Origin of the sequence: Ramlibacter montanisoli (assembly GCF_013087525.1) — a bacterium.
GTDB classification, from domain to species: domain Bacteria; phylum Pseudomonadota; class Gammaproteobacteria; order Burkholderiales; family Burkholderiaceae_C; genus Ramlibacter; species Ramlibacter montanisoli.
Genome location: NZ_JABFCS010000002.1, coordinates 213,798 through 226,781, shown reverse-complemented (window position 1 = coordinate 226,781; position 12,984 = coordinate 213,798). Strand labels below are relative to the sequence as shown.

Sequence of the window (12,984 nt, the reverse complement as noted above, 5' to 3'; positions counted from 1 at the left end):
ATGAAGAAGACTCCCATCACCATCGCCCTGTCGCTGCTGGCCGCAGCCGCCGTCGTCGGCTGCGCCTCCATGGCCGGCGGCGGCAACGCGAACGCCGACAAGGTCGCCTCCGACATGGTCCGCACCGCCTTCCGCACCGAGGGCATCGCGAAGGTCGAACGCATCACGGCGATCGACGAGACGCTGCTGGCTTGCAACGCGGCCGACGTCGCCGGCAAGCCGCTCGATGCGGCGACGGCCAAGCGCCTGGAAGAAGCGAACCTGAAGACCGTGAAGTGGCCCAGCGACGGCAAGTTCCTGGGCGACTGGAAGCAGGGCGAGCAGATCGCGCAGAGCGGCCGCGGCCAGACCTGGACGGACAGCGCCACGGCGGCCAACGGCGGCAACTGCTACAACTGCCACCAGATCAGCAAGGAGGAGATCTCCTTCGGCACGATCGGGCCCAGCCTCTACAACTACGGCAAGCTGCGCGGCGTGAGCGACCCGGCCAGCCCCGCGGCCAAGCCGATCGTGGAATACACCTGGGGCAAGATCTGGAACGCCAAGGCCTACAACGCCTGTTCCAACATGCCGCGCTCCGGCCACATGGGCAACCTGAACGAACAGCAGATCCGCCACATCATGGCGCTGCTGCTCGACCCCGCCTCGCCGGTCAACAAGTGAACCTCGGCAAACGCGAGTTCCTCCAGGTGCTGGGGGCGGCTTCGGTCGCCGGCATGGGCCTGGGCCGCTGGGCGAACGCCGATGCGCAGACCGCCGCCAACGCGCTGTACGACGTGCCGCGCTTCGGCAACGGTCGCTGCTGCTGCACATGACGGACTGCCACGCGCAGCTCAAGCCGATCTACTTCCGCGAGCCGAGCGTGAACCTCGGCATCGGCGACATGCAGGGGCGCCTGCCGCACCTGGTCGGCGAGCAGCTGCTGAAGGTGGCGAAGGTGCCGGCGGGCACGCCGGCCGCGCACGCGCTCACCTACCTCGACTTCGAGCAGGCGGCGCGCCGCTACGGCAAGGTGGGCGGCTTCGCGCACCTGGCCACGCTGGTCAAGCGCCTGAAGGCCAGCCGCCCGGGCGCGCTGCTGCTCGATGGCGGCGACACCTGGCAGGGGTCGGCCACATCGCTGTGGACCAAGGGCCAGGACATGGTCGACGCCGCCAAGCTGCTGGGCGTGGAGGTGATGACCGGCCACTGGGAATTCACGCTGGGCATGGACCGCGTGAAGGAGATCGTGGAGAAGGACTTCGCCGGCAAGGTGGACTTCCTCGCGCAGAACATCAAGACCACCGACTTCGGCGACCCGGTGTTCAAGCCCTACGTGATCCGCGAGATCAACGGCGTGCCGGTCGCCATCGTCGGCCAGGCCTTCCCCTACACGCCGATCGCCAACCCGCGCTACCTGGTGTCCGAATGGGAGTTCGGCATCCAGGACCAGAACATGCAGAAGGTGGTGGACGAGGCGCGGGCCAAGGGCGCGCACGCCGTGGTCCTCCTCAGCCACAACGGCATGGACGTGGACCTGAAGATGGCCAGCCGCGTGAGCGGCATCGACGCCATCCTCGGTGGCCACACGCACGACGGCATGCCGGTGGCCACGATCGTCGCCAACAAGGGCGGCAAGACCATCGTCACCAACGCCGGCTCCAACGGCAAGTTCCTTGGCGTGCTGGACTTCGACGTGAAGAACAGGCAGGTCATGGACTTCCGCTACCGCCTGCTGCCGGTGTTCGCCAACATGCTGCCGGCCGACCCGCAGATGGACGCGCTGATCCAGCGCATCCGCGCGCCCTACGAGGCGAAGCTGGGCGAGAAGCTGGCCGTGACCGAAGGCACGCTGTACCGCCGCGGCAACTTCAACGGCTCGGGCGACCAGCTGCTGCTGGACGCGCTGATGGACGTGCAGGGCGCGGAGATCGCGTTCTCGCCGGGCTTCCGTTGGGGCACCTCGCTGCTGGCCGGCCAGGCCATCACGCGCGAGTGGCTGATGGACATGACGGCGACCACCTACTCGTACGCCACCGTCAGCAACCTGTCCGGCGAGATGATCAAGACCATCCTCGAGGACATCGCCGACAACCTGTTCAACCCCGACCCCTACTACCAGCAGGGCGGCGACATGGTGCGCGTGGGCGGGCTGCAGTACACCTGCAATCCGACCGCGGGCATGGGCAAGCGGATCGAGGACATGCGCCTGAACGGCAAGCTGATCGAAGCCTCGCGCACCTACAAGGTGGCGGGCTGGGCGCCGGTGGCGGAAGAGGCCGCGCGCGCCGGCAACAAGCCGGTGTGGGAGCTGGTGGAGCAGTGGCTGCAGGCCCGCGGCGGCAAGGTCGCGGCGCGCCAGGTGAACGTGCCGAAGCTCACCGGCGCGATGCCCAACCCGGGCTACGCGCACGCCTGATGCCCGGCAGGGGATCCTAGAATCCCCGCCATGACGCCCGCCGAACTCTCGACGCTGAACGCGCAGGTCCTGTGGGCCGCGTTCGGCATCGCCGCGGCCTTCGGCGCGCTGGTGCAGCGCACCGGCTTCTGCACCATGGGGGCGGTGAGCGATGCGGTGGCCATCGGCGACTGGACGCGGCTGCGGCAATGGGCCCTCGCTGCCGCGGTCGCCACGCTCGGCTTCGCCGCGCTCTCCGCCGCCGGCGTGCTGCGGCCGCCGCAGACGCTCTATGCATCGACGCGCTGGCTGTGGCTGTCCGCGCTGGCGGGCGGCGCGGTGTTCGGCTTCGGCATGGTGCTGTCCTCCGGCTGCGTGAGCAAGACGCTGGTGCGCGTGGGCGGCGGCAGCCTGAAGTCGCTGGTGGTCACTCTGGTCACGGGCATCACCGCCTTCGCCACGCTCAAGGGGCTCACCGCGGTGTGGCGCGTGGGCACGGTCGATCGCGTGGCCGTGGACCTCGGTGCGAATGCCGATGCGGCAACGCTGCTCGCGCGCGCGAGCGGCATGCCCTTTGCGACGGCGGCGCTGCTGGCGGGCGCGGTCCTCGGCGGCGCGCTGCTGCTGTTTGCCGTGGCCACGCGCGATGCGCGCCGGCCGCTCAACGTCGTGGGCGGCGCCGGTGTCGGCGTGCTGGTGCTCGCGATGTGGTGGCTCACGGGCGATGTCGGCCACCTCGCCGAACATCCGCAGACGCTGGAGGAAAGCTGGCTGGCCACCAACTCCACGCGCGCCGAAGGCCTCAGCTTCGTCGCGCCCACGGCCTTCGCGCTCGACTGGCTGATGTTCTTCAGCGATGCGGGCAAGCGCCTCACCGTAGGCATCGTGTCGGTCGCCGGCGTGATCCTCGGTTCCGCCGCGATGGCACTGGCGCGCCGCAGCTTCCGCTGGGAAGGCTTCGCCAACACGCCCGACCTGGGCCACCACCTGGTGGGCGGCGCGCTCATGGGCATCGGTGGCGTGACGGCGCTGGGCTGCAGCATCGGCCAGGGCGTGACCGGCGCGTCGACGCTGAGCCTCACCAGCCTGCTCGCGGCCGCGGCCATGGTCGCCGGTGCGGCGGGCGGCGTGAAGTACCAGATGTGGCGCCTGGAGCGCGACGCGGGTTAGCTCCGAGGCGGCGCAGGCTTCGCGCCCTTAGCATGGTCTGGCCGCACGCGCGGCGCAGTAACCCACAAGTACCAGGAGACCTCCATGCAACGTCGCATCCTCATCGGTGCGCTCGCCGCTTCGCTCGTCGCGGCCACCGCCGTCCAGGCGCAGGACAAGTGGCCCTCCAAGGCCATCACCTACGTCGTGCCCTTCGGCCCCGGCGGCACCACCGACGTGCTCGCGCGCCTGGTGACCAGCAAGGCGGGCCGGCGCTGGGCACCACCTTCGTGATCGAGAACAAGCCGGGCGCGGGCGGCAGCATGGGATCGGACTTCACCGCCAAGGCGGCCCCGGACGGCTACACCATCCAGGGCGGCACCATCAGCTCGCACGCGATCAACGCCAGCCTGTATTCCAAGCTGCCCTACGACCCGATCAAGAACTTCCAGCCGATCACCATGATCGGCTCCATGCCCAACATCCTGGTGGTGCGCGCCGACAGCCCGTACAAGTCGGTGCAGGACGTGATCGCGGCGGCCAAGGCGAAGCCGGGCACGATCAACTACGCGTCCTCCGGCAACGGCACCTCGCAGCATCTCTCCGGCGTGTTCTTCGAACAGATGACCGGCGGCAAGCTGGTGCACGTCCCCTACAAGAGCAGCGCCGAATCGCTCAACGCCATCCTGTCGGGGCAGGGCGCCGACATCATCTTCGAGAACCTGGCGCCGGCCATGCCGCACATCAAGGCGGGCAAGCTGCGCGCGCTGGGCGTGACCTCCGAGAAGCGCTCCTCCTCGATGCCCGAAGTGCCGGCGATCGCGGAGACGCTGCCCGGCTTCGGCATCGTGTCCTGGCAGGCGATCTTCGCGCCCGCCGGCGTGCCCAAGCCCATCGTCGACCGGCTCTCGGGCGAGATGATCAAGGCGATCAACGACCCCGAGATCAAGTCCAAGCTGGTGGCCCAGGGCATCGAACCGGGTGGCATGACGCCGGCCGAACTCGGCGCCTTCCAGTAGGCGGAGCTGGAGAAGTGGGCCCGCGTGGTGAAGGCGGGGAACATCAAGGTCGATTGAGCTTGCGGGCCGGATCGCGCGCGTCGCAGCGCGCGTCCGGCCTCAGGTCCGCGCCGCCTCGCGATGCAGCCAGTCGAGGAAGGCCTCGACCGGGGGACGCTTCGAGTGGCGGGCCGGGTAGACGGCGAAGTGCGCCTTGACCTTCACCGCCTTGTCGAGCCCGAACACGGGCTGCAGCTTCCTCTCTGCCAGGTGACCGGTGGCCATCGTGGTGCTTTCGAGCGCCACGCCCAGGCCCTGCGTCGCCGCATCCAGTGACATCTGCGCGCGGTCGAAGCGCACCGCGAAGCGCTCCGGTGCGCGCTTGTCCATGAAGGCCGCGAACCAGTCCGACCACTGCACCACGCTCACGTTGCTCTGGATCAGTGGCAGCTCCGGCAGCTGCTCGGGGCGCTTGAGGCGGTGCTCGCGGATGAAGGCGGGGCTGGCGAGCGGCACGATGCGCTCCTCGAACAGCGGCTCCACCACCAGGTCCGGCCACTGCGGCACGCCGTAGCGGATGTCGATGTCCGCCTGCCCGAGCGCGAAGTCGCTGTGCGTGTGCGCGGCGGAGAGGTTCAGCGCGATCTCCGGATAGGCCTGCGCGAAGGCGCGCAGGCGCGGCATCAGCCACAGGCTGGCGAGGCTGGGCGCGCAATGCACGTACAGGCTGTTGCTCACGCCGTGGCGCAGGTCCTCGGTCGCCGAGGTGATCGCCGACAGCGCGCCGCCGACGCGCACGAGGTACTGCTCGCCCGCCGCGCTCAGCCGCACGCCGTGCGCGCTGCGCTCGAACAGGCGCACGCCGAGTTCCGATTCGAGCCGTGCCACCTGGTGGCTGATGGCCGATGCCGTGAGGTGCAGTTCCGCCGCCGCGAGCGCGAAGCTGCGCCTGCGGGCGACCGCTTCGAAGGCGAGCAGGTTGGCAACGGGTGGGATCGCGGCCATAGGGTGAACCCGGGCGTCAGATGACGATTCGTCATCTTAGCGTGATGACATATCGCTTGTCTTCAGCCTGCGTGGCACCGACCATTCGCCCCACGCCAACCACGCTGGAGATTTTCCTGATGCTTCTGAAAGACAAGGTCGCCGTCATCACCGGCGGCGCCGGCCCCAACGGACTGGGTTTCGCCACCGCCCGCCTCATGGCCGAGCAGGGCGCGAAGGTCGCCATCCTCGACCTCGCGCGCGCCGAGCCGGATGCCGCGGCGGCGCGCCTGGGCGCAGGCCATGTCGGCGTGGTCGCCGACGTCACTGACAAGGCGTCCTGCGACGCCGCCATCGCCGCCGTGCTGAAGGCCTTCGGCCGCATCGACGTGCTGGTCAACAACGCCGGCATCACGCAGCCGGTGAAGACGCTGGACATCACCGGCGCCGACTACGACCGCATCCTGGACGTGAGCCTGCGCGGCACCCTGTACATGTCGCAGGCCGTGTTGCCCGCGATGCGCGCTGCGAAGGACGGCTCCATCGTGTGCATCTCCTCCGTCTCCGCCCAGCGGGGCGGTGGCATCTTCGGCGGCCCGCACTACTCGGCCGCCAAGGCCGGGGTGCTCGGCCTGGCCCGGGCGATGGCGCGCGAGTTCGGCATCGACGGCATCCGCGTCAACTGCATCACGCCCGGCCTGATCGAGACCGACATCACGCAAGGCAAGCTGAGCGAGACCAAGAAGGCCGAGATCGCCGAGAGCATCCCGCTCGCGCGCCTGGGCCGCGCCACCGACGTGGCCGGCGCCTGCGTGTTCCTGGCCAGCGAGCTGTCCGCCTACTGCACCGGCATCACGCTCGACGTGAACGGCGGCATGTTGATCCACTGACCCCCTGCATTCATCCGAGGAGACAAACCCCATGAAGCGTTCCACCTTCACCCGCGCCCTGCTGGCGATCGCCGCTGCCGCCGCCCTGCCGCTCGCCGCGCAGGCGCAAGCCGTCAAGCTCACGCTGGGCCACGGCGCCGCGCCGGGCAATCCGCGCCACGAAGCCTCCCTGAAGTTCGCTGAGCTCGTGAAGGCCAGGACCAGCGGCCGCATCGAAGTGCAGGTCGCGCCTTCGGCGCAGCTGGGCGACGACGCGGCCATGGTCACCGCGCTGCGCACCGGCGCGCTCGACCTCTCCGCCAATTCGCAGGGCGCCGTCGCCGGTGCCGTGCCCGAGTACGCCGCCTACGGCATGCCCTTCCTGTTCTCCTCGCCGGCGCAGGCCTTCCGGCTGCTGGACGGGCCGCTCGGCAAGGAACTGGCCGACAAGTCCGCGGAGAAGGGTCTGGTGGTGCTCGGCTACTGGGACAACGGCATCCGCCAGATGACCAACAGCAAGCGCGCGATCACGTCGGTGGAGGACATGAAGGGCCTGAAGATGCGCACGCCGCCCGACGCGACCCTGGTGGACATCATGCAGGCGCTGGGTGCCGAGGCGCAGCAGATCAAGTTCGCCGAGCTCTACGTCGCGCTGCAGCAGGGCGTGGTGGACGGGCAGGAGAACCCGCTGATGAACATCCACGCCAGCAAGCTGTACGAGGTGCAGAAGCACCTCGCGCTGACCAACCACCAGTTCCAGATGACGCCCCTGCTGGTGAGCAAGCGCACCTGGGACCGCCTGAATGCCGCCGACCGCAAGGCCCTGACCGATGCCGCGGCCGAGGCGACCGCCCTGCAGCGCAAGCTCTCGCAGGAAGCCGACGACAAGCTGATCGCCGAACTGAAGGCCAAGGGCGTGCAGGTGACGACCGTCGACAAGGGCGCGTTCGCCAAGGCCACCGCCAAGGTCGACGAGAAGTGGCTGTCCGGCCCGATCGGCCCGTACGTCAAGAAAGTGATCGCGTCCGCGCGGTCGAACTGAGCGCGAGGCCGCCATGAACCTCGTCGAAAGGGCGGTGGCCAGCCTGTGCCACGCCGTCCTCTGGGCCAGCACGTCCGCGATCTTCGTGATCCTGGCCGGCAACACGGTGCTGCGGTATTCCACCGGCGCCAGCCTGCAGTGGGCCAACGAAGTGCCGGAGCTGCTGTTCCCCTGGCTCGTGACCGCGGGCGTCGTGCTCGGCGCGCTGCACGGCGCGCACATCACCACCTCCTTCCTGGTGGAGAAGCTGCCGCTGGCCGCGCGGCGCGTGGTGGGGACCGCCGGCTGGCTGGTGGTCTGCGCCATGTACGCCACGCTGTCCGTCGCCACCTGGCGCATGCTGGACATCGTGCACGACGAGAAGTCGGCCATCCTGCAGGTGCCCGGCTCCGTGACCTACGGCTGCGTGATGGGCGGCATGGCGCTGCTGTCGCTGCTGGCGCTGCAATCGGCCTGGCGCATCTGGCACGTGAAGAGCGCCGAAGAGGCATCGCTGGTGGCGCACGACCCCGTGCCGCACTGGTAAGGAGAACACCATGACTTCCCTGATCCTCCTGGTGTTCCTCGCCGGTGCCGTGATCGCGATCCCGATCGCCCACGCACTGCTGGTCGCCGCCATGGCCGCCGCTGCCACCACCGAGCGCGTACCGCTGGACCTGCTGGTGCAGCAGATGGTGGCGCAGGTGCAGAGCTTCCCGCTGATCGCCATTCCCTTCTTCATGCTCACGGGCACGGTGATGATGGGCGGCCGCCTGGGCGAGGCGCTGATCGGCGTGCTCTCCACCCTGATCGGCCGCTTCCACGGCGGGCCCGGCCAGGTGGGCGTGCTCTCGTCCACCATCTTCGGCGGCGTCTCGGGGTCCGCGGTGGCCGATGCCTCGGCGATCGGCTCGCTGCTGATCCCCTGGCAGAAGCGCCTGGGCTATCCGCCCGCGTTCTCGGCCGCCACGCTCGCCGCGGCTGCGACCATCGACATCCTGATCCCGCCCTCGATCCCGATGATCCTGTTCGCCTTGGCGAGCAACACCTCGGTGGCCTCGCTGTTCGTGGCCGGCATCCTGCCGGGCCTGCTGATGTGCGGCGGCTTCATGGCGGTGTGCTGGTGGGTGGGCAAGCGCCGCAACTTCCCGCGCGAGACGCGCAAGATGGACTGGCCGGTGTTCCGCACGCAGCTGCTGTACGCTTCGCCCGCCCTGGTGCTGCCGGTGCTGATCGTGGTGTTCCTGCGCTTCGGCATCGCCACGCCCACGGAAGTGAGCGTGCTGTCCACGCTCTATGCCGGTGTCGTGTCCGCCGTCATCTACCGCGACCTGGGCTGGAAGCGCCTGCACAAGGCGGTGACCGAAGCGGGCCTGGCCACCGGCGTGGTGCTGCTGGTGATCATGGCCTCGGCCGCGATCGGCTGGCTGCTCACCTTCGACCGCATGCCCGACGGCATCGTGCAGTGGGCCAAGGACAACCTGAGCAGCGGCTGGAGCGTGATCCTGCTGATGAACCTGCTGATGCTGGTGTGCGGCATGTTCATCGACCTGCCCGCCGCGGTGCTGCTGCTCACGCCGGTCTTCGTGCCGCTGGCCAACGCGATCGGCATGGACCTGACGCAGCTGGGAATCATGATGACCGTGAACCTGGCGATCGGTCTGTACACGCCACCGGTGGGAACGACGCTGTTCATCACCAGCGCGGTGGCCAAGGTGAAGGTCGGCGAGACGGTGCGCGAGCTGGGGCCCTTCTACTTCGTGGCCTTCCTCGTGCTGCTGCTGGTGTCGTACTTCCCGGCCGTGATCTTCAAGTAGCGCCCCCACCCCAACCCTCCCCCGGAAGGGGAGGGAGCCAATCAAGGAGAACCGAATGACTGTTTCCAACGAAGCGCTGGCCGAACTGGCGCAGTGCGCCTGGCGGATCCGCCGCTACGCCGTGCGCATGGGCGAGGTCCAGGGCCAGGGCTACATCGGCCAGGCCCTCGGCTACGCCGACGTGCTGGCCGCCGCCTACGGGCACGCCCTGCGCCTGCGCCCCGAGGAGCCCGAATGGGAAGGACGCGACCGCTTCCTGCTCTCGCACGGCCACTACGCCATCGCCTTCTATGCGGCCCTGATCGAGGCCGGCATCGTGCCCGAGTCGGAGCTGGACACCTACGGCAGCGACGACAGCCGCCTGCCCATGTCGGGCATGGCGACGTACACGCCCGGCATGGAGATCTCCGGCGGCTCGCTCGGGCAGGGCCTGGTGATCGGCGTCGGCATGGCGCTCGGGCTCAGGCAGAAGAAGAACCCCGCCTTCGTCTACAACTCGATGTCCGACGGCGAGCTCGACGAGGGTTCCACCTGGGAAGCGGCGCTGGCCGCCGCCCACCATCGCCTGGACAACCTGGTCTGCCTAGTCGACATCAACAACCAGCAGGCCGACGGCCCTTCCGGCAAGGTGCTTGGCTTCGAGCCGCTGGCCGAGAAGTGGGCCGCTTTCGGCTGGCACGTGCAGCGCGTCAACGGCAACGACCTGCCCGCGGTGGTCGAGGCCTTCGACAACGCACGCGCACTCGCGGAACCGAAGCCCCGCGTGATCCTGTTCGACACGCTCATGGGCAAGGGCGTGCCCTTCCTGGAGCAGCGCGAGAAGAACCACTTCATCCGGGTCGACCCGCCCGAGTGGCAGCAGGCCCTCGCCATCCTGGACCAGAACCAACCCACCCCCATCACCGAAGGAGTGCCGGCATGAACACCGCCGTCGCAGAGAAGAAGCCCCGCCTGACCACGTCCGCGATGATCGCGTCCATCGCGAGCGAGGGGCAGCGCGTCAAGGCTGCGCCTTTCGGCAAGGCGCTGGTGGAGTACGCCGCTTCGCATCCCGAAGTGGTCGGACTCACCGCCGACCTGGCCAAGTACACCGACCTGCACCTGTTCGCGCAGGCCTATCCGGAGCGCTTCTTCCAGATGGGAATGGCGGAGCAGTTGCTGATGGGCGCTGCCGGCGGCATGGCCAAGGAAGGGCTGGTGCCCTTCGCCACGACGTATGCGGTGTTCGGCACGCGTCGCGCCTACGATTTCATCCACCAGGTGATCGCGGAGGAGAACCTCGACGTCAAGATCTGCTGCGCGCTCCCGGGCCTGACCACGGGCTACGGCCCCAGCCACCAGGCGACCGAGGACATCGCGATGATGCGCGGCATCCCCGGGCTGACCATCGTCGATCCCTGCGACGCGCTGGACATCGAACAGGCCGTGCCGCAGATCGCAGCCCACAAGGGACCGGTCTACATGCGCCTGCTGCGCGGCAACGTGCCGCTGGTGCTGGACGAGGTGCCGGGCTACCGCTTCGAACTGGGCAAGGCCAAGATGCTGCGCGAAGGCGCCGACGTGCTGGTGATCTCCAGCGGCTTCCTGACCATGCGCGCGCTGGAAGTGGCGAAGGACCTCGCCGCCGACAAGGTCGACGTCGCGGTGCTGCACTGCCCCACCATCAAGCCGCTGGACGAGGCGGCCATCGTGGAGGCCGTGCGCTACAAGCACCGCCTGGTGGTCGTGGCGGAGAACCATTCGGTGGTGGGCGGCCTGGGCGAAGCGGTGGCCAGCGCCCTGCTGCGCCATCGCGTGCAGCCTGCCGGCTTCCAGTTGGCCGGCCTGCCCGATGCCTTCCTCGACGCGGGCGCGCTGCCCACGCTGCACGAGCGTTATGGCATCAGCCGCGAGGCGCTGGGTCGCCGCATCAAGGGTTGGTTGGGGTGAGGCCGGGCAAATGCGTCGAACGAAGGGACCCCATTTGCATATGCGCATGAGCAACTGAAAATTCGGTCGTTCCCTTTTGGCCGGGGGCTCCAGAGAATGCGTTCCACATCCACACGCATCCGGAGTCCCCATGTTTCCTCGGCGCAGCTTCCTTCATCTCTCCGCGGCCATCGCCGTCGCTGCCACCGCGAGCCTCGCCGGCCCCGTGCTGGCGCAGCAGCGCGTCGAATTGCTGAACGTCTCCTACGACCCGACGCGCGAGCTTTACGTCGAGTTCAACGTCGCCTTCGCGAAGTACTGGAAGGCGAAGTCCGGCCAGGACGTCGTCATCAAGCAGTCGCACGGCGGCTCGGGCAAGCAGGCGCGCTCGATCATCGACGGCCTGGACGCCGACGTGGCCACGCTGGCGCTGGCCGGTGACACCGACGCCCTGGTGAAGAACGGCGGCTGGCTCAGGCCCGACTGGCAGAAGCGCCTTCCGCACAACGCCTCGCCCTACACCTCCACCATCGTGCTGGTGGTGCGCGCGGGCAATCCCAAGGGCATCAAGGACTGGGACGACCTGGCCAAGCCGGGCGTGAGCGTGATCACGCCGAACCCCAAGACCTCCGGCGGCGCGCGCTGGAACTACCTGGCCGCCTGGGAGTTCGCCAAGCGCAAGTACGGCGGCGACGCCAAGGCCAGGGACTTCGTCGCGCGCCTGTACGGCAACGTGCCGGTGCTCGACACCGGCGCGCGCGGATCGACAATCACCTTCGCGCAGCGCAACCAGGGCGACGTGCTGGTGGCCTGGGAGAACGAGGCCTACCTGCTGGAAAAGGAGTTCGGCGCCAAATTCGACGTGATCGTTCCCTCGGTCAGCATCCTCGCCGAGCCGGCGGTGGCGGTGGTCGACAAGGTGGTGGACCGCAAGGGCACGCGCGCCGTCGCCGAGGAATACCTGAAGTACCTGTACTCCGAGGAAGGACAGGACATCGCCGGCAAGCACTTCTACCGCCCGGCGGTGTCGGCCAAGGCGCAGGCCAAGTATGCGAAGCAGTTCCCGAAGCTCGAGTTGTTCACCATCGACAAGGCCTTCGGCGGCTGGGAGCAGGCCACCAGGCTGCACTTCGCCGACGGCGCCAGCTTCGACCAGATCTACACCCGCAGGTGAGCAGCGTGCGTGGCCTCGCCATCGACAGCGCGGGGGACCGCCTGCACCTGAACGCGCAGCGGGTGCTGGCCCAGACCGCCAGCGCCTGGCGCGACCTCGACGTGGAGGACGCCGCGCCCGCAGCTGCCGTGCCCCTGGTCGTGCCGGGCTGGAAGGACTCCGGGCCCGGCCACTGGCAGACGCTGTGGGCGGAGCGGCTGGCGGGTGCCCGCCGCGTCGTGCAGCAGGACTGGATGAATCCCTCGCGCGATGAATGGGTGGCCACGCTCGAGCGCGAAGTGCTGCAGTCGCCCGCGCCGGTGGTGATCGTCGCGCACAGCCTGGGCTGCATCGCCGCCGTGCACCTGCCTGCGCATGCCGCGCGGCGCGTCCAGGCCGCACTGCTGGTCGCGCCGGCCGATCCCGAGCGGCGCGCGGTGCTCCACGCCTTCGCACCGGTGCCCTGCCAACGGCTGCCTTATCGCAGCATCGTCGTGGCGAGCAGCAACGATCCCTATTGCCCGGCCCGCCTGGCGGGCGCGTATGCGCGGGCCTGGGGCAGCGAGTTCCTGCGCCTGCCCGATGCCGGCCACATCAACGTGGACTCGGGGCATGGCGAGTGGCCGCTCGGGTTCGCGCTGCTGCAGTCGCTGATGGCGCCGTGCGAGTCCCGGAACTGGGCACGCGCCGCCTGAACCAGAAAAGAAA

Annotated in this window: 13 protein-coding genes and 1 pseudogene; 13 read left to right on the top strand and 1 reads right to left on the bottom strand. The window is 69.0% G+C overall.

Annotated features, from left to right (window positions below):
• The 5 genes and pseudogenes from soxX to HK415_RS23300 all read left to right on the top strand — a co-directional run bounded on the left by soxX (position 1) and on the right by HK415_RS23300 (position 4,545).
• Positions 1 to 663, top strand: coding sequence for a sulfur oxidation c-type cytochrome SoxX (gene soxX / locus HK415_RS23315; RefSeq protein WP_171563764.1), 663 nt, complete (start codon positions 1 to 3; stop codon positions 661 to 663).
• Positions 660 to 2,398: pseudogene (gene soxB, locus HK415_RS23310) on the top strand (thiosulfohydrolase SoxB). Before soxX ends, soxB begins: the two are co-directional and overlap by 4 nt.
• 30 nt (positions 2,399 to 2,428) lie before the next feature.
• On the top strand, positions 2,429 to 3,547 hold the full coding sequence (locus HK415_RS23305) for a YeeE/YedE family protein (protein WP_171563763.1): 1,119 nt from the start codon (positions 2,429 to 2,431) through the stop codon (positions 3,545 to 3,547).
• Positions 3,548 to 3,631: 84 nt separating this feature from the next.
• Positions 3,632 to 3,820: a hypothetical protein gene (locus HK415_RS27495; protein WP_444965414.1), complete on the top strand. Its 189-nt coding sequence runs from the start codon at positions 3,632 to 3,634 to the stop codon at positions 3,818 to 3,820.
• Positions 3,817 to 4,545, top strand: coding sequence for a tripartite tricarboxylate transporter substrate-binding protein (locus tag HK415_RS23300; protein ID WP_444965413.1), 729 nt, complete (start codon positions 3,817 to 3,819; stop codon positions 4,543 to 4,545). The genes HK415_RS27495 and HK415_RS23300 overlap by 4 nt, the downstream gene beginning before the upstream one ends.
• A 99-nt stretch (positions 4,546 to 4,644) precedes the next feature.
• Here the strand turns inward: HK415_RS23300 and HK415_RS23295 are convergent, their stop codons facing one another.
• Positions 4,645 to 5,529: a LysR substrate-binding domain-containing protein gene (locus HK415_RS23295; protein ID WP_171563762.1), complete on the bottom strand. Its 885-nt coding sequence runs from the start codon at positions 5,527 to 5,529 to the stop codon at positions 4,645 to 4,647.
• A gap of 119 nt (positions 5,530 to 5,648) precedes the next feature.
• On the opposite strand from HK415_RS23295, the gene HK415_RS23290 reads away from it, so the two are divergent.
• The 8 genes from HK415_RS23290 to HK415_RS23255 all read left to right on the top strand — a co-directional run bounded on the left by HK415_RS23290 (position 5,649) and on the right by HK415_RS23255 (position 12,971).
• Entirely contained in the window at positions 5,649 to 6,398 is a 750-nt protein-coding gene (locus HK415_RS23290) for an SDR family NAD(P)-dependent oxidoreductase (RefSeq protein WP_171563761.1), read from the top strand.
• Between the two features lie 31 nt (positions 6,399 to 6,429).
• Positions 6,430 to 7,419: a TRAP transporter substrate-binding protein gene (locus HK415_RS23285; protein WP_171563760.1), complete on the top strand. Its 990-nt coding sequence runs from the start codon at positions 6,430 to 6,432 to the stop codon at positions 7,417 to 7,419.
• A 13-nt stretch (positions 7,420 to 7,432) separates the two neighbouring features.
• Complete coding sequence (locus tag HK415_RS23280) at positions 7,433 to 7,945, top strand: TRAP transporter small permease (RefSeq protein ID WP_171563759.1); 513 nt, start codon at positions 7,433 to 7,435, stop codon at positions 7,943 to 7,945.
• Positions 7,946 to 7,955: 10 nt separating this feature from the next.
• Positions 7,956 to 9,215 (top strand): TRAP transporter large permease, encoded by a 1,260-nt coding sequence (locus HK415_RS23275; protein ID WP_171563758.1) that lies wholly within the window; start codon positions 7,956 to 7,958, stop codon positions 9,213 to 9,215.
• Between the two features lie 55 nt (positions 9,216 to 9,270).
• Positions 9,271 to 10,137 (top strand): transketolase, encoded by an 867-nt coding sequence (locus tag HK415_RS23270; protein WP_171563757.1) that lies wholly within the window; start codon positions 9,271 to 9,273, stop codon positions 10,135 to 10,137.
• On the top strand, positions 10,134 to 11,144 hold the full coding sequence (locus HK415_RS23265) for a transketolase family protein (protein WP_171563756.1): 1,011 nt from the start codon (positions 10,134 to 10,136) through the stop codon (positions 11,142 to 11,144). The genes HK415_RS23270 and HK415_RS23265 overlap by 4 nt, the downstream gene beginning before the upstream one ends.
• 130 nt (positions 11,145 to 11,274) lie before the next feature.
• Entirely contained in the window at positions 11,275 to 12,297 is a 1,023-nt protein-coding gene (locus HK415_RS23260; protein ID WP_171563755.1) for a sulfate ABC transporter substrate-binding protein, read from the top strand.
• A gap of 128 nt (positions 12,298 to 12,425) precedes the next feature.
• The gene (locus HK415_RS23255; protein ID WP_309246888.1) at positions 12,426 to 12,971 is read left to right on the top strand and encodes an RBBP9/YdeN family alpha/beta hydrolase; all 546 of its coding nucleotides are present in this window, start codon (positions 12,426 to 12,428) and stop codon (positions 12,969 to 12,971) included.
• Positions 12,972 to 12,984: the final 13 nt, after the last annotated feature.